General features: G+C 77.1%; 14 protein-coding genes. 3 read left to right on the top strand and 11 right to left on the bottom strand.

All coding sequences use genetic code 11. From position 1 onward, the window contains the following. Window positions 1-18: 18 nt before the first annotated feature. Together ACFVVA_RS29650 and ACFVVA_RS29645 are read right to left on the bottom strand one after the other, a co-directional pair. Window positions 19-2,403 (bottom strand): ATP-binding protein, encoded by a 2,385-nt coding sequence (locus tag ACFVVA_RS29650; protein WP_387693848.1) that lies wholly within the window; start codon window positions 2,401-2,403, stop codon window positions 19-21. A gap of 326 nt (window positions 2,404-2,729) precedes the next feature. Beyond that, window positions 2,730-5,378, bottom strand: a complete 2,649-nt coding sequence (locus ACFVVA_RS29645; RefSeq protein ID WP_387693847.1) for a BTAD domain-containing putative transcriptional regulator — start codon at window positions 5,376-5,378, stop codon at window positions 2,730-2,732. A gap of 325 nt (window positions 5,379-5,703) precedes the next feature. Between ACFVVA_RS29645 and ACFVVA_RS29640 the strand changes: the two genes are divergently transcribed. Beyond that, complete coding sequence (locus tag ACFVVA_RS29640; RefSeq protein WP_387693846.1) at window positions 5,704-8,574, top strand: BTAD domain-containing putative transcriptional regulator; 2,871 nt, start codon at window positions 5,704-5,706, stop codon at window positions 8,572-8,574. A gap of 111 nt (window positions 8,575-8,685) precedes the next feature. Here the strand turns inward: ACFVVA_RS29640 and ACFVVA_RS29635 are convergent, their stop codons facing one another. Then, window positions 8,686-9,324, bottom strand: a complete 639-nt coding sequence (locus tag ACFVVA_RS29635; protein WP_387693845.1) for a sigma-70 family RNA polymerase sigma factor — start codon at window positions 9,322-9,324, stop codon at window positions 8,686-8,688. Window positions 9,325-9,599: 275 nt separating this feature from the next. Continuing rightward, on the bottom strand, window positions 9,600-9,977 hold the full coding sequence (locus ACFVVA_RS29630; protein ID WP_387693844.1) for a hypothetical protein: 378 nt from the start codon (window positions 9,975-9,977) through the stop codon (window positions 9,600-9,602). 273 nt (window positions 9,978-10,250) lie between these two features. Here ACFVVA_RS29630 and ACFVVA_RS29625 point away from each other — a divergent pair, with 273 nt between their 5' ends. Further along, the gene (locus tag ACFVVA_RS29625; protein ID WP_387693843.1) at window positions 10,251-11,228 is read left to right on the top strand and encodes a hypothetical protein; all 978 of its coding nucleotides are present in this window, start codon (window positions 10,251-10,253) and stop codon (window positions 11,226-11,228) included. A gap of 261 nt (window positions 11,229-11,489) precedes the next feature. Here ACFVVA_RS29625 and ACFVVA_RS29620 read toward each other — a convergent pair whose 3' ends face one another. From ACFVVA_RS29620 to ACFVVA_RS29600, 5 genes are all read right to left on the bottom strand, one after another. Further along, window positions 11,490-11,996, bottom strand: a complete 507-nt coding sequence (locus tag ACFVVA_RS29620; protein WP_387693842.1) for an RICIN domain-containing protein — start codon at window positions 11,994-11,996, stop codon at window positions 11,490-11,492. Between the two features lie 139 nt (window positions 11,997-12,135). Next, on the bottom strand, window positions 12,136-13,377 hold the full coding sequence (locus ACFVVA_RS29615; RefSeq protein ID WP_387693841.1) for a S8 family serine peptidase: 1,242 nt from the start codon (window positions 13,375-13,377) through the stop codon (window positions 12,136-12,138). After that, on the bottom strand, window positions 13,374-16,724 hold the full coding sequence (locus ACFVVA_RS29610; protein WP_387693840.1) for a right-handed parallel beta-helix repeat-containing protein: 3,351 nt from the start codon (window positions 16,722-16,724) through the stop codon (window positions 13,374-13,376). The genes ACFVVA_RS29615 and ACFVVA_RS29610 overlap by 4 nt, the downstream gene beginning before the upstream one ends. A 98-nt stretch (window positions 16,725-16,822) precedes the next feature. After that, entirely contained in the window at window positions 16,823-18,307 is a 1,485-nt protein-coding gene (locus ACFVVA_RS29605; protein WP_387693839.1) for a hypothetical protein, read from the bottom strand. Window positions 18,308-18,399: 92 nt separating this feature from the next. After that, the gene (locus tag ACFVVA_RS29600) at window positions 18,400-18,837 is read right to left on the bottom strand and encodes a hypothetical protein (RefSeq protein ID WP_387693838.1); all 438 of its coding nucleotides are present in this window, start codon (window positions 18,835-18,837) and stop codon (window positions 18,400-18,402) included. A gap of 143 nt (window positions 18,838-18,980) precedes the next feature. On the opposite strand from ACFVVA_RS29600, the gene ACFVVA_RS29595 reads away from it, so the two are divergent. Continuing rightward, the gene (locus ACFVVA_RS29595; RefSeq protein WP_387693836.1) at window positions 18,981-19,415 is read left to right on the top strand and encodes a DUF4259 domain-containing protein; all 435 of its coding nucleotides are present in this window, start codon (window positions 18,981-18,983) and stop codon (window positions 19,413-19,415) included. Between the two features lie 6 nt (window positions 19,416-19,421). On the opposite strand, the gene ACFVVA_RS29590 is transcribed toward ACFVVA_RS29595, so the two are convergent. Both ACFVVA_RS29590 and eccCa read right to left on the bottom strand, forming a co-directional pair. Further along, window positions 19,422-21,830, bottom strand: coding sequence for a hypothetical protein (locus ACFVVA_RS29590; protein ID WP_387693835.1), 2,409 nt, complete (start codon window positions 21,828-21,830; stop codon window positions 19,422-19,424). After that, on the bottom strand, window positions 21,830-25,792 hold the full coding sequence (gene eccCa / locus ACFVVA_RS29585) for a type VII secretion protein EccCa (RefSeq protein WP_387693834.1): 3,963 nt from the start codon (window positions 25,790-25,792) through the stop codon (window positions 21,830-21,832). Before eccCa ends, ACFVVA_RS29590 begins: the two co-directional genes overlap by 1 nt. Between the last annotated feature and the right edge of the window lie 117 nt (window positions 25,793-25,909).

Here is a 25,909-nt window from a genome sequence, read left to right as displayed (position 1 = left end):
GCTCCTGGGGAGAGCCGGTCAGTGCCGGGCGCCCGCGCCGTGGGGGCCCTCCGCGCTCAGATCGGTGAGCGCCTCGGTCAGCAGTTCGCGGGCCTCCTCGGCGCGGCCCTGCTCGATCAGCGCGGTGCCCAGTTCGGTCAGCGTCTTGGTCATGCTGTCCGGGCGGCCCACCGCCTCGAAGTGCACCAGGGCCTGCCGGTAGGCCTTCTCGGCGGCCGGCCAGCGCCTCAACGCCGCACGGTCCAGACCGAGTTCGTGCGCGGTCATGGCCGCCAGCAGGTGCATCAGCGGCGAGGACCAGCGCTCCACCAGCTCCAGCGCCCCGGCCAGGGCCCGCCGGCGCGAATCCGCCGCCTCCTCCGCCCGGCCGGACTCCCGCAGGCAGTTGGCCGCGCCCCGCAGGGTGACCAGCCGGCCGATCATCGCCGAGCGGCTGGCGAGCTCGGCGAAGGCGTCCGCCGCCCGGCGGAAGGCGTCGGTCGCCTCCCGGTGCCGCTGGAGGTGGCGCAGGCCCGAGGCGAGGTAGGTGAGCGCCCAGCCCTGCTGCTCCCGGTCGCCCACCGCGAGGGCCAGCTCCAGCCCCTCGGTGGCCAGTTCGATGCCGCGCTGGTAGCGGTGCAGGCAGGTGATGTACGTCCAGGCCAGGTAGTTGACGTGCACCGCCTCCACCCGCCGGTCCCCGGTCGCGCGGGCGGCGTCCGCCGAGAGCTGGAACACCTCGGCCCAGATGCCCCAGCTCAGCAGCCGGTCGGAGAACCAGTGCATCGCCTCGGCGGTGTCCACCACTTCCTGGTAGCGGCCGGCCAGTTGCGCCTGGTGCAGGGCGGCCAGCCACTCGGGGTGCTCGTACTCCAGCCAGGCGGCCGCCTCGGTGAGGTGCGGGGGCGCGGCGCCGCCGGTGCCGGCCGCGTCCGTGGCGTGGTCGGGGTCGAATCGCAGTCCGTACTCGGCCGCCCGGCCGAGGATCCATCGGCCGGCCCGGGTGCGGGCCTCGGCCAGCTCCTGGCCCGTCTCGTCGGCGGTCAGCCGCTCGCCCGCGTAGAGCCGCACCAGGTCGTGCAGGCGGTAGCGGTCCGGGGTGGCCGCCTGCATCAGCCCGGCGTCGACGAGCTGCTCCAGCACCAGCTCGGTTCGGGCCGCCGACAGGCCCGCGTAGGCCGCGGCGATCTCCGCGGTGAAGTCCTGCCCGGCGGTCAGCGCGCAGCGGCGCAGGACCAGTTGGGACTCGGCGGGCAGTCGCCGGTAGGACAGCTCGAAGGCCGGGCGGACGGCCAGGTCGCCGGTCTCCAGCAGGTCCAGCCGGTTCTCCTCGGCGGTGAGCTGGCGCACCAGGTGGGCGACCGGCTGCTGCGGGCGGGCGACCAGGCGCTGCCCGGCGATCCGCAGCGCGAGCGGCAGGTAGCCGCAGAGCCTGGCCAGCTCGGCGGTGGCGTCGGGCGCGGCGTCGATCCGCTCGCGGCCGGCGATCCGGGCCAGCAGCCCGGCCGCCTCCGCCGGGGAGAGCACGTCCAGGCTCAGCCGGTGCACCGACTCCAGGCCGGGCAGCACGTTGCGGCTGGTCACGATGGTCACGGCCGGGCCGGAGCCGGGCAGCAGCGGACGCACCTGGCCCTCGTCGGCGGCGTTGTCCAGCACCAGGACGAGCCGCCGCTCGCGCACCAGCGCCCGGTAGAGGCCGGCCCGCTCCTCCGTCCCGGCGGGCACCGCGGCATCGGCCACGCCCAGGGCGCGCAGCACCTGGCCGAGCGCGTCCCGGGCGAGCAGCGGCTGCGAGGACATGCCGCCGAGGTCCAGCGAGAGCTGGCCGTCCGGGAAGCGCTCGGCCAGGACGTGGGCGGCGTGCAGGGCGAAGGCGGTCTTGCCGAGGCCGGGCTGGCCGCTGACCAGCACCACGCGCGGGTGGGCCGGCCGCTCGTCCTCGGCCAGCCGGGCGAGCAGGGCGAGGGCGTTCTCACGGGCGGTGAAGTCGGCGATGTCGCGGGGCAGCGCGAGGGCGCTCTGGCCGGCCTCGGCGGCGGGCACGGGCGGGGCCGCGGCGCGCGGCGCGTCCGTACGGGCGCCGTCCGTACGGACGGCGGCCTCGTGCGCGGCGGACCGAAGGGGCCGGGCTCGGCCCCCGGCGGGCGCCGAGCCCGGCCGCACCCCGCGCGGGCGTCCGGACTGCGCGGCCCGGTCCAGCGCCTCCGCCTGCCCGCCGTCCAGCCCGAGCGCCTCGGCCAGGGCCCGAACGGTGCGCCGCTGCGGGCCGCGGGTGCGACCGCGCTCCATGTCCCCGAGGGCGCGCAGGCTGACCCCGGCGGCCGCGGCGAGCTCCTCCTGGGTCAGGCCCGCCGCCACCCGGTGCCCCGCCAGCAGACAGCTGAACTCGTTCGCGTCCGTGTCCGTACCGCCCCCGGCCGCCATTCCCCGCCCCCACTCACTCGGTCCTGCGCAGTTCCGCACTTCTGCCTGGAGTCGCCTCCGGCGGTTCGTTCCAGGCAGAAGTATGCCCGGGCGGAAAGATTCCTCCCAGTCGCCCCTCCCTCAGGATATCCACCCAGGTCAGGAGGGATGCGTGCGGGCGGGGCGACGCGGGCGGGGGCGGTTGCGCGGGAGCGGACCGCCGATAGTTCCGCCTGTGGTTCCGCCGGCCGATCAGCGGTTTTCCGCCACGGACGGCCGGTCCCGGCCGCCGCCCGGCGGTTTCCCGCCGCCGGGGCGGCCGGGACAGGACCCGCCGGGCGGCGGCCCTACACCGGGCGCCTCGCCTCCGCGCCCTCGACGGTGCGGCCGAGGGCGTCCAGCAGGTCGGCGAGCAGGCCGTGGGAGCGGGCTTCGAGGGCCGGGTCGCCGACGGTGCGGCCGAGGGCGACGGCGAGCCGGGCCGAGGAGAGCGCGGCGTCCCGGCGGCCGAGCGCGTGCAGGGCGCGGGCCCGGCTGTGGGTGGCGAGGACGGCCTCGGCTCCGCCGGAGCGGGCGGTGGCGGCGCGCACCGCCTCGTCGGCGTGGCGCAGGGCGGGCCCGGGGTCGCCGGCCAGGACGAGCGCGTCGGCGAGGTCGGTGAGCGCGCGGACCAGCAGGTGGTCGGTGGCCGGGGTGCGGGCGGCGGCCACCAGGTCGCCGAGCATGGGCACCGCCCGCTCGTACCGGCCGGTCCGCAGCAGCGCGGCCGCCACCCGGCTGCGGCAGTGGTGGCGCAGCGCCGCGTCGCCGGCCCGGTCGGCGGCGTCGACCGCCCGCTCCAACTGGTCGGCGGCGGTGCGGTGGGCCGCGCGGTCGACGTGCAGGACGGCGAGGTCGGTGCCGAGCCGGGCGACCGCCGCCTCGTCCCGGTCCGCGTGCGCGGCGCGCAGCCCGGCCTCGACCACGGCCCGCCACTGCGTCCGGTCGTGGCCGGTGGTCTCGTACAACCGGCCGACCCGGTGGGCGAGTCGCCAGGCCGCGGTGGGCCGTCCCTTCTGCTCGGCGCAGAGCACGACGGCGCGCAGGGCGCTCTCCTCGCGGCGGAACCAGGCCGCCGCCGAGCCGCTGTCCCCGGCCGCCGCGCCCCCGGCCCCAGCCCCCTCGCCCGCCCAGTCCGCGGTGACGTCGAGGTAGTGGGAGATCAGCCGGTCGAGAGCCAGGTACCGCTCCTCGCAGGCGAGTTCGGCGGCCTGCGCGGCGGCGTGGCGGCGGACCAGCTCGCGCCGGGCGTACCGGCCGGGGCTGGTCTCCTCCAGCAGGTGCACGGCGTCGAGCCGGGTCAGCAGGGTGCGGGCGGTGGCGGGCGGGAGGTCGGCGAGGGCGGCGGCGGTGTCGGTGCCGATCTCCGCGCCGGGGTGCAGGCCGAGCAGGGTGAACAGCCGGGCGGCGTCCGGGGCCAGCGCGCGGTACGTGCGGTCCAGCGCCGTGGTGAGGCCGAGCGGGCCGCGGTCGGTGCCGGTCCCGGCACCGGAGAGGGCGGCCAGGCCGGTCTGCTCGTCGGCGAGTTCGGCGGTGAGGTCGGCCGCGGACCAGTCGGGCCGGGCGGCCAGGCGGGCGGCGGCCAGGCGCAGCGCGAGCGGCAGGTGGTCGCAGCGCTCGGCGAGTTCGGCGACGGCCTCCGGCTCTCCGGCCGTGCGGTCCGGGCCGAGGATGCGGGCGAGCAGGTCGGCGGCCTCGTCGGCGCCGAGCGCGCCGAGCGGCACCGGTATGCCGCCGGTACGGACCAGCAGGTGGCGCAGCCGGCTGCGGCTGGTGACGATCGCGACCGGGGCGGGCTCGCTGTCGGTGGCCGGCGGGTCGGGCAGCAGCGGGGCGAGCTGCTCGTAGGAGGCGGCGTCGTCCAGGACGACCAGCATCCGCCGGCCGCCGATCAGTTCGCGGTAGCGGTGGGCGCGTTCCTCGGGTTCGGCGGGCAGCGCGTCCGGGTCGACGCCGAGGGCGGTGAGGAGTTCCCCGAGCACCTCGCCGGGTTCGCGCGCCCCGTCCGGGTCGAAGCCGCGCAGGTCGGCGCGGAGGACGCCGTCCGGGAAGTAGGCGTCGCCGCGCCGGGCCGTCCACTGCCGGACCAGGCTGGTCTTGCCGACCCCCGCGGGCCCGGTGACGAGGATCGGCCGGCCGTCCCGTGCGGCCGGCAACACCTGGTCCAGCCGGGCGAGTTCGGCGCTCCGGCCGACGAACCGGCGGTCGGCGGCGGGCCGGGCGCCGGCCAGCTCGCCGGCCCGGCGCAGTTCGGGGCCGGGCGGCCAGCTGAGCCGGGCCACCGCCCGCTCGTAGCGCTCGCGCGCCTCGGCGCTCCGCCCGTCCTGCTCCAGGCAGCGCACCAGCCGGGCGGCCAGCGGCTGCCGGGCGGGGTGGCCGTCGGCGGCCTCGTCGAGTTCGGCGGCCAGTTCGCCGCCCCGGCCGGCCCGGAGCAGGCCGTCGGCCAGGAGCTCCAGGGCGCCCAGCCGCAGGTCGGTCAGGTACGGGAGGGTCCGCTCGCGCAGCAGGGCGGAGCCGCAGTCGGCGAGCGCCGGACCGCGCCAGAGGTCCAGCGCGGCGCGCAGCAGGGGCAGTGCCCGGTCCGGCGCGGCGCCCCGCGGCGGGCCGGCGGGCTCGGGGAGCAGCACGCCCGCCTGCTCGCAGAACCGGGCGAAGCGCAGCACGTCGATCCGGTCGGGCTCACCGGCCAGCAGGTAGCCGGAGCCGCGGGTGTCGAGTTCCAGTCCGGGGCCGTCCAGCAGCTGGCGCAGCGCCGCGACGTGGCCCTGCAGGGCGGCCCGCGCGGTGGGCGGCGCGCAGCCCTCCCAGACCAGCTCGATCAGCTCCTCGGTGGCCACCGTCCGGTTCAGCCGCACGGCGAGCGCGCTCAGCAGCGCCCGGCGCTTGGGCGCCGAGGGCGTCACCGCCGTCCCGTCCTCCCGCCGCACCACCACCGGTCCGAGCAGATCGATGTGCACGCGCCCGTCCCCCTCCCCCGTCCTCGACTCCCCGGCCCGACCGAGGATAGGGCCGACCAGGCCGTTCGCACCGGTCCGGGGCCGTCCTCGGGCACCGTACCGCAGGGGTACGACACGGCGTCCCGGCCGAACCGAGGGGTACGGCACGGCGTCCCGGCCCGTTCCCCCGCCGGCGCAACCATCGGCCGCTCCCGACGCGTCAACCGGGGGCAGGGACGACCGACCGACATGACCGGACATCTTCTCGCACTACACTGCTCCACCCCGAGGGCCGATGGCCGCTTCGGGGTGTGATGCGCGGTTCTGCGGTGAAGTGGGGGTACTGGTGCGGATTCGGCTGCTCGGGCCGGTGGAGTTGCGGATCGGGGCAGGCGGCTTCACGAGCGTGGCGGGCGCGCAGCGGCGGGCCGTGCTGGCGCTGCTGGCGCTGCGGCTGGGGCACCTGGTCACCGTGGACCAGCTGTGCGAGCTGCTGTGGGACGAGCAGCCGCCGCCGAGCGCCCGGGCGGCCGTGCAGGGCCACGTCGCCGCGCTGCGCAAGGTGCTCGCCGGCACCCCGTTCGAGCTGCACACCCGGGACTCCGGCTACCTGCTGGCCGGGCCGGCCGACGAGGTGGACGCGCTGCGCTTCGAGGAGCTCACCGGCGCCGCCGACCGGCAGGCCGGCCACGGCGACTGCGCCACGGCGGTCGCGCTGCTGGAGGGGGCACTGCGGCTGTGGCGCGGCGAGGCGCTGGCCGACCTGCCCGACACCCCGCTGCGCTCCGCCGCGGTGGACCGGTTGCGGCAGTCCCGCACCGCCGCCCTGCTCCGCTGGGCCGGACTGCGGCTGGGCCAGGGCGCCGGGGCGTCGGCCGTGCCGCTGCTGGAGCAGGGCGTCCGGATGGACGGGCTGCGCGAGGAACTGGTGGCGCTGCTGATGCGCTGCCTGCACCAGGCGGGCCGGCCGGCCGAGGCACTGACCGCCTACCACCGGGCCCGGATGCGGCTCGCCGAGGAGCTGGGCATCCACCCCGGCCCGGCGCTGCGGGCGGCGCTCGCCGACGTGCTGGCCGACGACCGCACGGTGGAGCCGCCGTCCGCCGCTCCCCCGGCCGCCGAGCCGGCGCCGCAGGACCCGCCGGTACCGCCGGTGCCGCCGGTCCCGCTGGTGCCGCGCCAACTGCCCCGTCGCCACCCGGACTTCGTCGGCCGCACCGGCGACCTGGCCCGTCTCGACCGGGCCTGCGGGCCGGGCCCCGGCGGGGGCGGCCGGGCCGGGGACGGCCCGGTGCTGGTGGTCGGCCCGGCCGGGGTGGGCAAGAGCGCGCTGGTCGCCGCCTGGGCGCACCGGGTCGCCGACCGCTTCCCGGACGGCCTGCTCCACGCCGAGCTGCACGGCCTCGCCCCGGACGGCCCGGCCCGGCCCGAGGCCGTCCTGGCCGGCTTCCTGCGCGCGCTCGGCGTGCCGCGGGACGGCATCCCCGCCGGGCGTGCCGCCCGGGCGGCGCTCTACCGCGAGCGCACCGGGGGCCGGCGGCTGCTGGTGCTGCTGGACGACGCCGCCGACGCCGACCAGGTCGCCGACCTGCTGCCAGCGGGCCCGGCCGGCACCGCCGTGGTCACCGGCCGGGGCGCACTGGAGGGCCTGGTCGCGCTGGAGGGAGCGACCCTGCTGCGCCTGGCCGAGCTGTCCGAGGACGACGCCCTGGAGCTGCTGGAGCGCGCGCTGACGCCCGAGCGGCTGCGCTCCGAGCCGGAGGCCGCCGCCCGTCTCGCCGGGCTCTGCGACCGTCTGCCGCTCGCCCTGCGGATCGCCGCTGCCCGGCTGGCCGCCCGGCCGGACTGGACGATCGCCGAGCTGGTCGCCGAACTCGCCGACGAGCGGACCGGGCTGGCCGCCCTGGACGCCGACGGCACGCTCTCCGTCGCGGGCCGGCTCCGGCTGACCCACCGCCGGCTCTCCGAGCCCGCGGCCGAACTGCTGGCCGTCCAGGCCGCCCACCCCGGCCGCGAGCTGGACCCTTCGGCGAGCGCCGCGCTGCTCGGCAGCGACACCGCCACCGCCCACCGGGCGCTCGGCGAGCTGACCTCCCACCACCTGCTCACCGGCACCGCCCCCGGGCGCCACGTCCGCACCGACCTGGTCCGGCGCTACGGCGCCGGACTGCTCGCCGAACGGCCCGAGCGGCACCGGCGGCTGCTGCGCGAACGCCTGGCCGACCACTACCTCACGGCCCTGCGGCACTGCGGCTCCTTCCTCGACCCCGGCCAGGAGGACACCGCCCCGCCCGCCGGCCCGGCGCAGTCCCTGCCGGCCGCCGTCGACATCCGCACCGCGCTCGACTGGTTCGACACCGAGGAGCCGGCGCTCTCCGCGCTGGTCGCCTCCCCCGACACCGACCCGGCCCGCGCCTGGCGGCTCGCGCTGACCTGCGGCTCGCTCTACTACGGCGCCGGCCGTTTCACCGACTGGCTCGCCTGCGCCCGGCTGGGGCAGACGGCGGCCGAACGGTGCGGCGACCCGGTCGCGCTCGCCCTGCTGCTCAACTGCCGGGCGCAGGCCCTGGTCGCGCTGGAACGCCGGCAGGAGTGCGCGGAGGCGGCCCGGCGGGCGGTGGCCGCCGCCGAGTCCGGGACCGGGCCCGCGGCCGTGTCCGCGCACGTCCGGGCGCTCGCCACGCTGGCCATGGTCACCGCGATGCTCGGCCACGGCGCCGAGGCCGAACGGCTGGCGGCCGAGGCCACCGCGCTCGCGCTGGAGTCCGGCGACCGCCGGCGGCTGGTCGACGCCAAGGTGCACCAGGGCTGGGTGAGCCTGGCCGTCGGGGACCGGGAGGGCGCCCAGCGCCGGTCCCGCGAGGCCCGGGAGCTGCTGCCCGCCACGCCCGTCACCCAGGTCCACCTCTGGTCGCTGCTGACCGAGGCGCAGGCCCTCCCGCCGACCGTCCGCGACGTCGCCGCCGACCTCGCCTGGCACCGGCTGCTCGCCGCGTGCGAGGAGGCCGGCCTGCTGTACCTGCACGCCGTGGCCGAACAGTCCTACGCCGCCCACCTGTCGGCCCGGGGCCGGGAACCGGAAGTGGGTGCCCGGCTGCGCTCGGCGCTGGACCGCTTCCGCTCGCACGACCGGCGCGCGGGCTACCGGAGCGGGTTCACCACCGGCCTGGAGGAGTCGCTCAGGCTCCGCACCGGGCGGCGGCCGGCGGACGGCTGACCCGGGCGGCGGCCGGCCCTGGCGGGGGCCGGCGGGAGCCGGGAGCCGGGATCCGGGCGGCGGCGGCCGACAGCCGGCCGGCCCAGGCCGCCCGACGGGACGGCGGCCCGGTCAGCCCGCGGCCGAGGCTGCCCCGCGCCCCGTCGGGGCGTACCCGTGCTCCGCCGCCAGCACCGGGCGCAGCGCCCGGATCGCGTAGAAGTTGCGGGACTTGACCGTCCCCGGCGGCACCCCCAGCCGGGACGAGGCCTCCAGCACCGAGCGGTCCTTGAGGTGCAGCTCGACCAGCACCTCGCGGTGGTGCTTCTGCACCCGGCGCAGCGCCAGCGCGATGTCCCGGGCCACCACCACCCGCTCGTAGGGGTCGTCGGCGACCGGCCGGTCCTCCATCGGCTCGCCGATCACCTCCTTGGCGCGGGCGGCGGCCATCCGGTAGTGGTCGATCGCGATCCGGCGGGCGACCGTGAACAGCCAGGGCCGGCTCGCCTCCGGCCCGGCGGACAGCGCCTCCGGGTGCTGCCAGGCGCGCAGCAGGGTCTCCTGGAGGATGTCCTCGGCCTTGCCGCGGTCCCCGCCCGTGGCCCGCAGCAGCGCGCGCAACAGGTAGCCGCCGTGCAGCCGGTGGATCTCGGCGAGCGTGTCCGGGTCGAGGGTCGGACGGACCGGGGCGGTGACGCCTTCCGGCGCGTCCGCCGGACCCTCGGACGACGGGGTGACGGACGTGGGCTGGGCGACGGACGGCTTCGACACGCGCTACCTCTCAGGTCGGGCAGGGGCGCAGCACGGGCAGGGCGTGCTGGGCAGCGACCGGACAATCCCCCGGCGGTGGCTGCAACAGCACACTGCCGGAGGCCGCCAAGTCCGCACCAAGGCAGCACCAACGCCCCCGCCCGGGGCACTCGGCGTGGTCCCGGGTGCCACCGTTGGCGGGCGCCGACGACTGTTGGCCGGTCGTTAGCGGCCGTGGGCCGCGGCGCCCGGACCGCCCCGGGCCCGGGGCCGACACCGCCCCGGGCCCGGCGCTGTCAGCCCCCGCCGAGCGCCCGGAGCAGCTCCTGCACCCCGTCCTCGCCCCGATGCTCGATCAGCACCGCGACCCAGCCCGTCAGCCGCTGCCGCTCCGCCTCCGACCACTGCGGGGCCGACGGGTGCTCGTCCACCACCAGCGCCGTCGCCATGTCCAGCAGCGCCGTCGCGGGCCGCGGCCACCACCGGCCCTCCGGCACCACGCGCAGCGCCATCCGCCGGGCGACCGCGATCACCTCCTCCGCCTCCGCCTCGGGCACCGCCAGCGCGGCCGGCCCGTCCGCGCTCGGTGCCCCGGCCCGCACCAGGGCCGCGACGAACTCCCGCGCCTCCGGCCCGTCCGCGGCCATGCCGCGTCCCTCCCCCGTCCCGTTCACGGGACTCACGCTCCTTCCGACTCGGTGGCACTCGGCAGGCGCCGGGTGCCACCGGATGACGGTACCGATCGGTAGCCGGTGGGGCGGAGGGTTTTCCGATGCGGACCTCCCGATGCGACCAGGGGTGCTCCGTGCACCCTGCCCCGCTCAACGGGCCCCCCACCGGGGGCGGTTCAGTGAACCGGAGGGACGCCTTCAGCCGTACTCCCGGCTGTACGGGCCGGCCGAACCGGAGGCACCGGTCCGGCGCACCCTGGACCGGGAGGTCATCCGATGGCTTTCTCCGACGGCACCGCGGGCGCGGGCAGCACCACCCCGGCCGCACCCGACTACTCGCCCGCCGCCTGGCCCGAGCCGGTCGCCCTGCTGCCCCGGCGCCCGCTCGACCCGCTCGGCACCGTCCTCATCCCGCCCGCCGAACGGCAGCTGTTCACCCGCGCCGTGACCGCCGAACCCCCCTCGGCCGTCCCGCCGGCGGAACCGTCGGCCCGGGACGCCGACACCGGCGCGGCACCCGGACCGCTGCCCGACCCGCCCGCACAACACCCCCGGACGGACCTCCCGCGCGCCCTGCGGCTCGTCCTGCCCGGCGGCGGGGAGGCACGACGGCGGCGCCTGGTCGAACGCGTCCGGGTGCCGCTGCGGGCCTGCCACCGGATCGCCGTCCTGGGCGGCCCCGCCGAGGGGGCCGCCGCCGTCCTCGGCGGCCTGCTCGCCGAGCACCGGGCCGACCCGGTGCTCGTCCTGTCCACCACCGGGCCCGCCGGGAGCGAGTGCCGGACCGGCGGCCGGCTCGTGCTGCGATCCGTACGACCGGACCCGGCCGCCGTACGGGAGGCCCTCGACGAGGCCCGCGGCCACTACCCGGTCGTCCTCGCCGACACCACCGGCGCCCCGGCCGAGGTCCAGCTCGCCGCCGTCGACCGGGCCGACCAGCTGATCCTCTGCGCCCGGGCCTGCGCCGACGGCGCCCGCACCGCCGACGCCCTGCTCGACCACCTCACCGCCCTCGGCCACGACCGGCTGGCCCGCGGGGCCACCGCCGTCTTCACCCCCGCCCCGCCCACCGAGCGCCCGGTCGCCGACCGAGACCTCCTCCCCCACTTCCGCACCCGCTGCCGCGGCGCCCTCGCCCTCCCGCTCCCGGGCCGCCCCCAGGCGGCCCCCGCCGCCCTGCGCCCCCGGGCCCGCCTCGACTACCTCGAACTCGCCGCCCTCGTCGGCGACGCCATGGCCGAGCGCCGGGGCTGAGGGAGGCCGGAGAAGGAGCGGGGACCGGAGAAGGAGCGACCCACCGCCCGCGCCCTACCGGACGGGCGCAGGTCGGGCCGCTCCCCGGCCACCCGGCGGGCGCCGGGAGGCCGGGGAGGAGACGGCGAGCAGCGGCGGGGGCACCGCCTCACCCACCCCGCGCGGAGGCCCTCCGCGGTCCACCCCACGAGGAGGCCCTCCGCGGTCCACTCCGGGAAGCCCGCGCGGCAGGCGGCCCCCGCTACCGCGTCCGGGCGCGGCTCAGCGCCACTTCTGGGTGGCGGACCCGTTGCACTGCCACTGGCCGGCGACCGCACCGTTGTGGGTGGCGTCGCCCCAGATCTCCAGGCACTTGCCCGAGTTCGCGTTTCCGAGCTCGCCGGTGGAATACCAGTACCACTGCTGGGTTTCCGACCCGTTGCAGTCCCACTGGCCGGCGCGGGCGCCGTCATTGGTGGCGTCGCCCCAGATCTCCAGGCACTTGCCCGAGTTCACGTTGACGATGGTGGCCCAGACGCCGTTGTAGGACAGCCGCCATTGCTGGGTGGCCGATCCGTTGCAGTCCCACTGGCCCGCGCGGGCGCCGTTGCCGGTGGCGTCGCCCCAGATCTCCAGACACTTGCCGGAGTTGACGTTGACGAAGGTCCTCTCCCCGGCCGACAGCGCAGGCGCTGTCGCGGCGCCGGCGGTCGGTGCGCCCGCGAAACCCGTGGTGATCGCGATTCCGGCGACGAGCGCCGCTGTTCCCTTACCGATCCGAAGATTCACAGCTCTCCCTGAAGGTAGGTGGCACCACCTGCCTTCCCTGCCGGGTTCCGGGGAAGCCGCGGCACGGGCGAATGGCGGGAAAGCACGAGGGCCGAGCGGGAAGTCGACCTCACCGGCCTCCCCCGTCCCTGCCGACCCGTCAGCGCTCCTCCGCCCGGCCCGGGCGCCAGCCCCGGGCGCGGGCGCGGGGGGCCACCGCGCCCGCCGCCGCGACCAGGGCGACGAGGGCGAGGGAGGACAGCGCGATCAGGCCCGCCCGGTGACCGGCGTCGGTGGGGGGCGGGACGGGGGGCATGGCGGGGGCGGCGGCCGCGGTCGGCGGGGCCGGGGCGGCGGGGGCCGCGAGGCGGGTGACGGCGGCGACGGGGTCGACGGTGCCGTGGCCGTACTGGGGGTCGGGGCTGCGGTAGGCGGTGGCTTCCAGGCGCTGGGTCAGCTGGTCGACGGTCAGGTCCGGGCGGTAGCCGAGGACGAGGGCGGCGGTGCCGGCCACGAAGGCGGTGGCGAAGCTGGGGCCGGCGCCCGTGTAGTAGCCGCCGGGGGCCGGGCCGGGGCCGGTGACGGCGTCGCCCGGGGCGGCGAGGTCGACGCGGCCGCCGACCGGGACGGCCGAGGGGCCGTCCGGGAGCGCGCCGCCGGGGGCGAGGTCGCGGACGGCGAGCACCTCGGGGTAGGCCGCCGGGTAGGCCGGGCCGGCCTTGGCGGTTCCGGAGCCGTCGGTCGGGACGGTGTCGGGTGCGGCCGGGGCGACGATCAGCGCGCCCTTGCCGCGCGCCGCGCGGACCGCGGCGGCCAGGGCGTCGGTGCCGTTCGGCAGCGCCACCCCGACCGCGATGACCCGCGCGCCGCGGTCGGCGGCCGCGGTGATGCCCTGGGCCAGCAGGTCCGCCGAGGGGGTTCCGGCGTCGTTGGTGACCGGGACGGCGAGGATCCGGGCGCGCGGCGCGAGGCCGGCGAAGCCCGCGCCCTCGCGCTGGTCGGCGGCGATCAGGCCGGCCAGGAAGGTGCCGTGGCCGACGCAGTCCTGGGCGGGGTCGGGGCCGCCGGGCAGCTGGGCCAGGTCGAGCCGGCCGGCCAGCAGGCCGCTGCCGTCCTTGACCCCGGAGCCGAGGACGGCGACGGTGACGCCCTCGCCGCGGCTGAGCGGCCAGACCCGGTCGGGCCGCAGGAAGGTCTGCGGCCAGGGGGTGAGCTGGGTGCCCTTGGTGGACGGCGGCAGGCAGCCGGCCGACCGTCCGCTCGCGTCGCGCCGCTGCTGGCTCACGCCGGGCAGGGCGTCGGGGCCGGCCGGCGTGTCGGCGGCGGCCGTACCCGCCACGGGCAGCAGCAGCCCGGCCAGGAGCGGCGCGGCCACCGCCCGGGCCAGGGGCACCCGCTTCATGCGAGGCTGCCGATCCGCTCGGCCGGGATGTCCTGCGGCAGCAGCAGGCTGAGCTCGTCGAGGTCCGCGATGTCCAGCCGGGACAGCCGGCCCGCCTGCCGGGTGATCATCGCCTCCAGCACCTGCCGGGCGAACCGCCCGTTGCCGAAGGAGCGGTCGCGCGGGACGGCCGCGAACAGCGTGCCGAGCGCGGCCAGGGTCTCCGGGGTACAGGTGTAGCCGGCGGCCTCGGCCTGCACCCGGACGATGGTGACGAGTTCGTCGTCCGCGTAGTGGTCGAAGGTGATCTCCCGGGAGAACCGGGAGGCCAGGCCGGGGTTGGAGGCGAGGAAGCCTCGCATCTCCTCCTGGTATCCGGCCACGATCACCACGACCTCGTCGCGGTGGTCCTCCATCAGCTTCATCAGGGTGTCGACGGCCTCCTGCCCGAAGTCCCCGCCGGAGCCGTTGCGGGGCGTCAGGGTGTACGCCTCGTCGATGAACAGCACGCCGCCGCGGGCGCGTTCGAAGGCGTCCCGGGTGAGCTGGGCGGTGTGGCCGATGTAGCGGCCGACCAGGTCGGCGCGGGCGGTCTCGATCAGCTGGCCCGAGGGCAGCACGTCGAGTTCGGCGAGGAGTTCGCCGTAGAGCCGGGCGACGGTGGTCTTGCCGGTGCCGGGCGGGCCCGAGAACACCAGGTGGTGGCTGATGGTGGCGGCGGGCAGCCCGGCCTCGACCCGGCGCCGGGTCTGCCGGGTCAGGTTGACCAGGTCCTCGACCTGCTCCTTGGCGGCGGCGAGGCCGACCATGGCGCGCAGCCGGTCGAGCAGGCCGGGTTCGTCGGCCTTCGCCTCGTCGGCGGCGGCCTGCTCGCCCACGTCGGCGGGCAGCAGCCGGGTGAGCGCGTCGTTGTCGAAGTGCTCCAGTTCGGCGAGCCTGGAGGCCTGCCGGTCGACCATCTCCTCGAACACCTTGCGGGCGGCCCGGCCGTTGCCGAAGTCGGCACCCTTGGGCATCCGGTCGAAGTGCGCGGCGAGCGCCTCCCGGGTGCCCTCGACGAGTTCGTACCCGTGCCCGGCGGCGGCGTGCTCGACGATCGTGGTGAGCTCCTCGTCGCTGTAGTTCCGGAACTCGACGGTGCGGCTGAACCGAGAGGCCAGGCCCGGGTTCGAGGCCAGGAACTCGCGGATCTCGGCCTCGTACCCGGCGACGATCACCACCAGGTCGTCGCGGTGGTCCTCCATCAGCTTGACCAGGGTGTCGATGGCCTCGCGGCCGAAGTCCGGTCCGGTGCCGCCGGAGCCCGCCGACAGGGTGTACGCCTCGTCGATGAACAGCACCCCGCCGAGCGCCTCCTTGACCACCTCGGTGGTCTTCAGGGCCGTCCCGCCGATGATCGAGGCGACCAGGTCGGCCCGGGCGACCTCGACCAGGTGGCCGCTGCGCAGCACGCCGAGCTCGGCGAGGATCGCGCCGTAGAGCCGGGCGACGGTGGTCTTGCCGGTGCCGGGCGGGCCGGCGAAGACGAGGTGCCGGCTCATCGGCAGGGCGGGCAGCCCGGCCTGCTCCCGGCGCCGGGCCAGCTTGTTGAGGTTGACCAGGGTGGCGACCTGCTCCTTGACGCCCTGCAGCCCGACCAGGGTCTGGAGGACGGCCTGCGGGCCCTGCGGTGCGGCCGGGGCGGGAGCCGCGGCGCCCTCGGCCGGGGCCTCCGACCCGTCGCCGGCGGGGGCCGCGCCGGGCTCGGTGGTGGCGACGGCCGCCGCGCCGTGGGCGTCCGGGGCGCGGTTGTCCCGGCTGTCGAGGTTCTCCACGGCGAGGCGGTCGGTCGGCTCGGTCTGCCGCAGCCCGGCGCCCTGGTTCTCGGCGGCCACGCAGTCGGTGAGCCGCACGGGCTCCACGGAGTCGGAGCGCAGCCCGTCCACGGTGTTGTCACTGAGCTGGCAGGCGGTCAGGGTGGCGCGGGCGCCGGACCGCAGGTGCAGCCCGTGCCGCCGGTTGGTCCGCAGCCGGGTGCGGGTGGCGGTCAGGTCGCCGCCGTGCTCGACCTCGGCGCCGTCCAGGGCGTTGTCGGCGGACTCGACGTCGCGCAGGGTGGCGATGCCCTCGGCTCCGATCGAGATCCCGCAGGATCCGCTGCCGCGCACCAGGCTGCCGCCGAGGTAGGTGTTGGCGCCGTCGGCGATCCGCACCCCGTGCCCGCCGGCGTCGACGACGGTGACGTCCTCCAGCCGGCCGCGCCCGTCGCGCAGCGCCTCGATCCCGTGGCCGCCGGCGGCGGTGACGGTGCTGCGGCGCAGCAGCGGGTTGGCGCCGTCGCGCACCACGATGCCGACGCCGGCCGCGTCCCGGACCTCCAGGCGGTCGAACTCGGCGGCGCTCTCCCCGGTGAGTTCGACGCCGTCCGTCCCGGCGTCGCGCACCACCGCCCGCACCAGGCTGGGCCCGGCCGACTCGCCGACGTGGATGCCGGCCAGGGCGGGGGCGGTGACCTCGCAGTCCTCCAGGGTGCCCCGGGCCCGGCCGGCGATGTGCAGGCCGTGGCCCTGGGGGCGGACGGCGCGGCAGCGGCGCAGCAGCGGGTCGGTGCCGTTGGTGAGGACGTAGCCGTGGGCGCGCACGGCGGTGACGGTGCAGTCCTCCAGCACGACCCGGGCGGTGGAGCCGATGAAGACGCCGAGCGCGCTGTCCCGGATCTCGGTGCGCAGCAGCCGGGTGGTGCTCTGCTCCTCCAGGGCGACGGCGGGCTTGTCGGTGGCGGAGATCTCGCAGTCCTCGACGAGGCCGCGCGCCTCGCCGTTGGCGCACAGGCCGTTGCCGCGCGCGTCGCGCAGCACGCAGCGCCGGACGGTCGGGTTGGCCCGCTCGCCGATGACCACGGCCGAGGTGCCCAGGTGCTCGATGACGCTGTCCTCGATCACGCTGGTGCCGGTGGAGGTCTCCACCAGCCCGGCTCCGGCCGGGTTGGTCACCCGGCTGCCGCGCATGGCGAGTTCGCCCTGCTGGCGGGTGAGCACGGCGGTCCACGCGTTGCCGATCACCTCGCAGTCCTGCATGGCCAGTTGGCCGCGCGGGACGTCGACGGCGGGCAGGTCGTCGTCCTGCCCCTGGAGCACCAGGCCGGTGAGCTGGACGGCCTCGGTGAGCACCTGGACCACCGAACCGCGGCGGGGACTGATCCGCACACTGCCCCGGACGTCCTCGGCGGTGATGCTCACCACCTTGGTGAGCACCAGGTTCTCGTCGTACCGGCCGGGGCGGACCGAGATCACCGCGCCGCTGCGGGCAGCCTGGAGGGCTTCGCCGATCGTGCGGTAGGAGCCGGGCTCCCGCTGCTCCGCACAGACCGTCAGCACCGGGCGCGACATGCCTGGGGTTCCCTTCGTCGTGGGGCGTTGTTGTTCGGGTTGTTCGGGTGGTTCGGGTGGTTCGGGTGGTTCAGGGGATTCAGGGGGTTCGGGCGGGGTCAGGCCGTGCAGGTGGCGCGGACGGCGGCGGCGGCGTGGTGGGCGAACGTCTCGGTGCTGCCCGACCAGTCCAGGCCGCGGCTGTGCAGCGTCAACGAGATCGGGCCGCGGTAGGAGAACGGGCCCTGGTTCACCCAACTGCCCCGGCTGGCCGTCTGGTTGATGGAGAACGAGCCGATCTGGCCGCCACCGCTCTGCACCGTGTAGAGGCTGGGGTTGCCGCCGACCTGCTTCACGTCGCCGCTGGCCGGGATGTAGACGGACAGGGTGCAGCTGCTGACCTTGTCCACGGTGAAGGTCCAGACCACCGAGTTGCTGTTGTCGTCCTTGTTCGCGTCGCCGGACATCGGCATCGAGGCGTACGTGCCGTTGCAGCCGTCGCCGCTGTAGCCGCCCGAGTTGTTGCGCCAGCCCTTGGTGCCCTGGTCGTACCAGCCGTTGGGCTTGTACTGGCCGCCGCTCGAGCAGTACGGGCCGGCGATCACGGTGACCGGTGCCGGCGGCTTGGCGGCGGCCGGCGGCGGCGCGGGCTGCTGGGCCGCCGGTGGCGGCGCGGCCGGCGGGTTCGCCGGGGGCTGGTTGGGGGCCGGGTTGGCCGCGCCGCCACCACCCGTGCCGCCGGAGGCCGAGCCGCCCGAGGCGGCCGCCGCACCGCCCTGGGAGCGGTCGGTCCCGCCGCCCGGGGCGGGGTTGGCCGCGCCGCCGCCGGGACGGGCGGCCGCACCGGCACCGCCGGTGCCGTTGGGGACGACGGCGCCGTTGGGAGCCGAGGCCGCCTGGTCGCCCGGCGAGGGTGCGGCCGAACCGTCGGGCAGCGGGACCACCGCACCCGGCTGCCCGTCCTGCGCGGTGCCCCCGCCGGTGCCGCCGTGCTCGTCGAAGCCGGGGACGTAGCCGTTGCCGCCGTCCCCGCCGCCCTGCCCGTAGCCGGGCGGGACGTCGGCCTGGGCGGGCCCGTGCTTGGGGTCGTTGCCGCCGAGCTGGGTGACCACCACGGAGGTGCCGACCAGCACCAGGCCGACGGCAACGGCCGCGGCGATCATCGGCCGGGAGACCCGGCCGGGGCGCGGCCCCGGGTCCGTGGTGCCGTCACCGGCCGGCTCGGCGGACGCGACGGCGGCGAGCGCCACCGCCTCGGGCGCCCCGGGAGCGGTCGAGGCCGCGACGGGGGACGGCAGCGGCGCCGGCCCGATACCCGTCGGCGCCGCGGACTCGGGCTCCGCCTCGGGCTCGGCCTCGGGCTTCGGTCCGGCCTCGGGCTTCGGTCCGGTCCGTGCCCCGCCCGTCGCGGCGCCCGCGGCACCGGCACCCGCACCGGCACCCGACGACGCCGGGAGCACCGCCGTCGCGGCGCTCGCGGGCTCCTGCGCAGGCTCCGCCCGCTCCCCGGGGTCCGCCTCGGCCGCCAACGCCCAGTTCACCGCCGGGAGCTGGAAGCCGCCCGCCCTCCGCTCCGGCTCGCCGCGCTGCTCCTCGCCCACCATGCATCCCCTGCGTTCGACGACACTCCTGTGGGGAGCTACGGCCCGCGTGGCCCAACCGGTTCAGCCGGACCGGTTCGGCCGGCCGGCGCGCTTCAGCTCCCGACCGTCCAGACCGGCTCCGCGGCCGCCTCCGGCGGGGACAGCACGAAGGACACCGCCTGCTCCAGCACCGCTGCCGAGGGCTGCGTCCACGGCTCGTCGAGCTGCTCGCGCACGTGGGCGAGCAGCTCGGGGTCGGGCGCCAGCCCGTACTCCTCCAGGTAGTACGTCACGGTGTCGGTCCAGATCCACCGGCCGTCGGTGCGGAAGCCCATCGGCACGACGCCGCGCCGCCCCGGGTCGACCACGTCGTCCATCAGCATCGGCGTCAGCAGCACCGTCGCCCCGGCCCGCAGGTACCGGGCGACGGCCTCGCGATCCGCCCCCGCCGCCAGCCGCGGCCGGTCCGGCGCGAACCCGGGCCCGGTCACCGGATCCACCGCGTCGAACACCGCCGCCAGCCGGAACCCGCCGTTCACCGTCTCGCCCATCCCCGTACTCCTCCTGCCGATCACCACAGCCCTACGTTCCGTCCGACGGCCGACCGGCGGCCCGGGGTTCACCGGGCACCCGCGGGCCGCCGCTGTCGGTGCCCGCTGCGAGAATCACCGCACAGTGACACGAGGAGAGCACCATGGGCGCCTGGGGCATCGGCCCGTTCGAGAACGACACGGCCGCGGACTTCGCCGACGCCCTGGACGAGACCGCCGAGGACGCACGGGAAGCCCTGGTCCGAGCGGCGCTGATCCGCGCCGTCCGGACCCGGGACCACCTGGAGTACCGCGAGGGAACGGAGGCCGTCGCCGCCGCGGCCCTCATCGCCGCCCAGTGCCCCGGCGATGGACCGGTCACCACGAGCTACCGGCCCGACCGGGCTGTTCCCGTCCTCGCCACCGACCTGCGGCCGCTCGCCGTCGAGGCGCTCGACCGCGTGGTCGCCGGGGCGTCCGAGCTCGCCGAGCTCTGGGACGAGGCGCCCGGCGGCACGAAGTGGCGCCACGCCGTCAGGCGCCTGCGCGCCGTGCTCGCACCCGATCCCGAGCCGCAGGACGCGCTGTTCGACCTCTAGGGTCTGTCAGGCGGCGCCCAGGGCGAGGGCGTAGCGGGAGGGGTCGGCGGGGCGGACGCGGTCGGCGGGGGCGACGGCGTCGCGGCGGGCGAGCCAGGTGCGCAGCCGGTCCGGGCCCGGGCGGACGCCGCCGATCTCGTGGAGCAGCACCCGGGCCGGACGGCCCTCCTCCGGGGCGGCCGGCTCGACCTCGACCACCTCGAACTCCGTGCCCGGGGCGAAGATCACCGTCGGCTGGTCGCCCGGACCGCCGAAGGCCGAGCTGCGGCGGCCGCTGACGGACCAGATGGCGAACTCGATCCCGATGTCCTCCCCCAGGTCCGCTCCGGGCGCCGCCAGGCCGGTCACCGGGGCCCGCTCGGTCAGCACCGCGCCCGGGGCGTACGCGGCGAGGTCGCAGTCCTGCGCCGGGCCCGCGACCAGCACGCCGCCGTAGTGGCTGGGCAGCCGCCGCAGGCCCGCTGCCAGGCAGCGCAGGTACGGGCCGTAGGGGCCGGGCGCGCCGGACCGGGCCGCCGCGAGGAGTTCGGCGCGCGGGGCCAGCGGGCCGCAGTCGCCGTGCTGCAGCAGGACGGCGACCAGTTCGGGGCCCTGCTCGCCCTCCTCCGCCCGGGCGCGCAGGGCGGGCAGCCGGGAGGCGACGTCCTCGGCCCGCCGCGCCAGGCGCTGGTAGGCGGGGCCGAGCCGGGCGGCCAGGGCCGCGCCGTCCTCGGCGGGGGTGGCGGGGTCCGCCTCGGTCGGCGCCGCCGACACGGGCGGGGGCGTCACGGGCGGGGGCGGGGGCGTCACGGGCGCCACCGGTGTCACGGGTTCGGGGGCCGGCTCGGGCTCGGGCTCAAGCTCGGGGACCGGCTCGGGCTCGGGGACCGGCTCAGGCTCGGGGACCGCTTCGGGCTCCTCGCCGATCGCCTCAGGGAGCAATATTGTTCCTTCGCTGGTTTCCCCCGAGGTCTCCGCCACGAAGGCCCCGCCCGAGGTCGACACCCTGGCAGCGGGCTCCGGCACCGTCACCGATTCAATTTCGGGATCGGGTTCGGGATCGGGATCGGGCACGGCCACCGGCACAGGCTCCGACTCCGGCTCCGGCTCCGGCTCCGGCTCCGGCTCCGGCTCCACCGCAGCCTCGACCGCGCCCTCGGCGTCGACCGCGGCCTCGGCCCGGGGCCACGGCTCCACCGCCGCACCCGCCGCCACCGACTCCGCCCCGATCCAGTCCAGCCCGTACAGCCGCGCGCAGAACCGCCCCACCGCCGCCGACTCCACGTCCAGCATCCCCGCCACCGCGAGCGCGAGCCGCGCCGCCCCGGTCGGGAGCGAGCCCAGCAGCGCACCGAGGTGGTCCCAGACCGTCTCCGGCACCGGACGGCCCGGCGTGCCGACGACCAGCACCGGCCGCGCCGGGTCCGGCCGGCGCAGCCGGGGTCCGCGGTCCGCGGTGGCGGCCGGGCGCAGCCACAGTCCGGCCGCCACCGCCTCCAGCTCCCAGCCGGGGAAGGCCGGGTAGCGGGCCGTCCCGGGGGCCGGGGGCAGGTCGGGGCGGGTGCGCCAGCCGACGGCGGTGACGGTGCGTTCGCTCGGGCGGGCGACCAGCTCGGTGAGGTACGGTTCCCAGCCCTCGCCGCCGTCCGCCGCCACGTGGACGGTCCGTACGTCGGGCCCGGCGGCCCCCGCCGCACTCACCGGCACGCCGATCGCCGCCCGCACCTCCTGCCGGAGCGAGGCCGCCAGCACCGCCGCCAGTTCGATGAGTTCGACCGGTGCGGCCCACGGCGCGCTCAGCACGAGGTGTTCCGTCCGTCCGGCCGTCTCCTGCAGCAGCACCGCCGCGTTGGCCAGTTGGGCGCCGCTGGGCAGCGGCCCGGCCGGCTCGCCGATGATCAGCAGCAGCCCGTCCCGCGGTGCGGCGGCCCGCTCCAGTACGGCGGGCCGGGCGGGCCCCACCGCCGCCTCGGTGACCCAGAACGCCCCGCCGGCCAGCGGGGTGATGGTGGCGGCGGCGGGCCAGCGGCCGCCGAGCGGTTCCGCTCCCCCGCCGGGCCGGCAGCGCCACCACGTCCCGTTCACGGCCGGCAGGGTGCCGTCCGGCTCGACGCTGACCACCGCGTCGGGCGCGACGACGGTCAACCCGCAGCGCCTGGCGAGCAGTTCGGCGGGCCGGCGGCCGTCCGGGCCGAGCGCCGCCAGCCCGGAGGCGGCCAGCACCAGCACGTCGGCGTCGCGTTCGCGCGCGGCCCGGGCGAGCTCGTCCAGCGAGGCCAGCAGCACAGGCGCCGCGTCCTCGGCGGCGGCGAGCAGCAGCAGGGCCCGCGGTTCGGCCCGTACCGGCGCCAGCGCCTCGGCCAGTCCGTCCGCCTCCGCGCCGGGCGGTGCGATCACGTAGTGCGGGCCGAGCGCCCGCAGCGTCGAGGCGCCCATCACTCCTCCTCCGCCAGCTGCCCGGTCTGCACCTGCACGGTCCGCCGCCGGGTGATGTACAGGCCGCGGCCGGCCGGGAACTGGCGGGGCTTGAGGTTGCCGAACAGGTAGCCCTCGGAGGGCGGGCAGGACATCAGCAGGGTGGGCGAGTTGACCTCCTGGAGCTTGCGGATGAGCGGGTCGCCCAGCGATCGCCCGATGCCGTTGGCGCCGCGCGCGACGACCACGTGGAGGCCGATCTCGGTGCCCTGGGCGAGGTCCTCCAGCAGCACGTTGAAGGGGTGGCCGCCGCTGCCGGAGCCGACCAGGTCGTAGTCGTCGACGAGGATGAACAGCTCGGGGCCGGTCCACCAGTCGCGCAGCCTGAGCCGGGCGGGGGTGATGTCGGCGGGCGGGACGCGGTTCTTCATCGCCCGGGACGCGCCGTCCACGATCTGGCGGAGCTTGTCGACGGCCACCGCGTAGCCGAGCCGGTACTCCTCCGGCACCGCGTCGTACAGGCCGCGCCGGTAGTCGACCAGCATGATCCTGGCCTCGGCCGGGGTGTAGGCGGTGGTGATGGCCTTGATCATCAGCCGCAGCAGGTTGGTCTTGCCGGATTCGCTGTCGCCGACCACCAGCAGGTGCGGGTTCTCCTCGAAGTCGTGCCACAGCGGCGAGACCTCGGTCTCCTCCAGACCGATCGGCACCCGCAGCCGGCCCTCGGGGGCGGGCAGCCGCTCGGCGTCGAGGACGAGCGGCAGCATCCGCACCTCGGGGGCGCGTGGCCCGGTCCAGTGCGCGGCGACGGCGTCGACCAGGTCGGCGACGCCCTCGCCGAGGTCGTCGGTGCTCCCGGAGCCGTCGATCCTGGGCAGTGCGGAGAGGAAGTGCAGCTGCTCGTCGGTGAGGCCGCGGCCGGGCAGCTTGGGCACCTTGGCGGCGGCCCGCATGTTGATCATCGAGTCGACGGAGTCGCCGAGCCGCAGCTCGAAGCGGGTCTGCAGCTGGTCGCGCAGACCGCCGGTGATCTCGCCCCAGCGGGTGGTGCCGACGACCAGGTGGACGCCGTAGTTGAGGCCGCGCTGGGACATCAGGGTGAGCGGCTGGACGAGGTCGTTGAACTCCTGGCGCAGGGTGTTCCAGCCGTCGACCACCAGGAAGACGTCGCCGTGCGTCTCGTCGGGCAGCTCGCCCGCGGCCCGGCGGCGGCGGAAGGACGCGACGGAGTCGATGCCGAGCTCGGCGAAGTACTTCTCCCGGCGGGTGATGATCCCGTTGACCTCGGCCACGGTCCGCAGCACCCGCTCGCCGTCGTGCCGGCCGGTGACTCCGCCGACGTGCGGCAGGCCGCGCAGCGCGGAGAGCGTGCCGCCGCCGAAGTCCAGGCAGTAGAACTGGACCTCGCGCGGGGTGTGGGTGAGCGCGAGCCCGGTGATCAGGGTGCGCAGCAGGGTGCTCTTGCCGCTCTGCGGGGCGCCGGCGATGCCGACGTGGCCGCCGGCGCCGGAGAGGTCGGCGGTGAGCAGGTCGCGCAGCTGGTGGAAGGGGCGGTCGACCACGCCGACCGGCAGGCCGAGGGTGCCGTGCCGGGCCCGGTCCTCGGTGGTCAGGCCGCGCTCGGGGTGCGGTACGAGCGGCGGCAGCAGCTCGTCGAGGGTGGGCGGGACGTCCAGCGGCGGCAGCCAGACCCGGTGGGCGGGCGGCCCGGCGTCGCGGAGCCGGCCGGACGCGATCTCCAGCAGCGAGCCGGCCGAGACCTGCTCCTCCTCGGTCTCGGTCGCCGCCGCCGGCAGCTGCCGGGGCATCACGTAGTCGGTGCCGTAGGCGACGACCTGCCCGGCGATGGCGGCCTGCTGGGCGGCACGGCGCTTGGGACGGTACGGGCCGGAGACGTACGCGGCCTTGAACCGGGTGAGGGTGGAGATGTCGCTCCGCAGGAAGCCGTTGCCGGGCTGGGAGGGCAGCTGGTAGGCGTCCGGGACGCCGAGCACGCCGCGGCTCTCCATCGCCGAGAAGGTGCGCAGGCCGATCCGGTAGGACAGGTGGGACTCCAGGGCGCTCATCCGGCCCTCGTCGAGCCGCTGCGAGGCCAGCAGCAGGTGCACGCCGAGCGAGCGGCCGAGCCGGCCGATCATCACGAACAGCTCCATGAAGTCCCGGTGCGCGGACAGCAGTTCGCTGAACTCGTCGACCACCACGAACAGCGTGGGCAGCGGCCGCAGCGCGGTGCCGGCGGCGCGCGCGGTCTCGTAGTCCAGCAGCGAGGCGTACCCGGCCTCGCGCAGCACCTCCTGGCGGCGGACGAGTTCGCCGTGCAGGGCGTCGCGCATCCGGTCGACCAGGGCGGCCTCGTCGGCGAGGTTGGTGATCACGGCGGAGGTGTGCGGCAGGGTGTCCAGGCCGAGGAAGGTCGCACCGCCCTTGAAGTCGACCAGGACGAAGTTGAGCACCTCGGAGGAGTGGGTGACGGCGAGCGCCAGCACCAGGGTGCGCAGCAGCTCGGACTTGCCGGAGCCGGTCGCGCCGATCAGCATGCCGTGCGGGCCCATGCCGCCCTGGGCGGACTCCTTGAGGTCCAGGTCGACGGGCCGGCCGTCCGGGCCGAGGCCGAGCGGGACGCGCAGCCGCTGCGGGATGCCGCGCTGCGTCCAGAGGGCCTCGACGTCGTGGGCGTGCAGGTCGGGGATGCCGAGCAGGGCGGTGAGGTCGAAGTCGGTGGCGAGCGGTTCGGCGGCGTCGACGCCGTCGGCGATCCGGTAGCGGGCGAGCCGGGCGGCGAGGCGGGTCGCCGCGGGCAGGGGGAGCCCGTCGGGGCGGCCGAGGTCGGTGACGACGTCCTTGCGGTTGCGGTCGGCGCCGACCATGGTGAGCCGGCCGTCCTCGATCCGCAGCCGCAGGGTGGTGCGGGCCGGGCGCCACTCCAGGGAGTCGGCGAGGTCGATCAGGACGGCGTTGCGGTAGCCGGCCAGCGCGGCGCGGCTGCCGGAGTGGGCGCCGGGGCCGTCCAGGACCAGGACGGTGAACGGCTCGTCCCGGGCCGGTACGGCGTCCGGCTCGAAGCCGGGACGGCCGGTGAACTCCTCGCCGAGCAGCTGCTCGACCTCGCCGAGGCTGCCGGCGACCAGCCGGACCGGGCCCGCGCCGTCGGTGTCGGTCGGGTGCAGGGCGTGCGGCAGCCACTTCGCCCACTCCCACTCGGCCCGCCGCTCGGGGTCGGTGACGACGGCGATGCACAGCTCGTCCGGGCCGTGCACCACGGCGAGCTGGGCCAGCACCGCCCGCACCAGCGAGCGGGCGGCCTCGGGGTCGTCGGAGCGCAGCAGCAGGTGGGCGAAGCCGCGCAGGTGGATCGCCATCGGCTGGTCGGCGAGCGTGCCGTAGGCGTGGATGAAGCGGCGCAGCGCGTGGGCGCAGAGCGGCTCCAGGTCCTCCACCGGCTTGGTGGCCAGCGGCGCGAGCGGGGTCGCCAGGCGTTGGGCGCCGAGCGCGATCCGGACGTCGCTGAAGTCGGGGTGGGAGGCCCGTCGCTCCCACAGCCGGGTGGTGCCGACCAGCGAGCCCAGTTCGGACGGTGCCGGGTGCCGCCATGCCAGGGCCTTGCGCTGGGCGTCGATCGAGCGGCGCACCTGACGGCGCATCTGGGAGAGGTAGCGCAGGTAGTCGCGGCGCTCGGCGCGCAGCTGCTGCTTGCGGTCGCTGGAGCCGCGGATCAGCTGGGTGACCAGCATCCCGACGGCGGACAGCGCCATCATGCCCATCGCGACGTAGCTGAGCATGCCGCCGCTGCCCTCGCCGCCGCCCGGGTGCAGGAACATGAACACCATCGACAGCGAGCCGAGCGCCATCGGCGCCATGCTGATCACGCTGGCCATGCCGCTCTGCTTCTCGGGCAGGCCCGGCGGTTCCTGGAGCTGGATCTCGCCGTCCGGCATCTCGGGCCCCGGACGCCGGGGCGTCCGGTTGATCAGCTCCACGCTCACTCAGGGCTCCTTCTCACCACGGCCGTTCCCTCTGGGTGACGGACGGCGCGGCACCGGAGGTTCAGCGGTGCGGGGTCCGACCGCGGCACACCGGTTGAACGCAGCACGCCGGGCAGG

It is taken from the genome of Kitasatospora sp. NPDC058048 (assembly GCF_042885555.1).
GTDB lineage: Bacteria > Actinomycetota > Actinomycetes > Streptomycetales > Streptomycetaceae > Kitasatospora > Kitasatospora lactacystinica.
The sequence above is the reverse complement of the archived record's forward strand: the minus strand, read 5'-3'. Positions and strand labels throughout refer to the sequence as shown.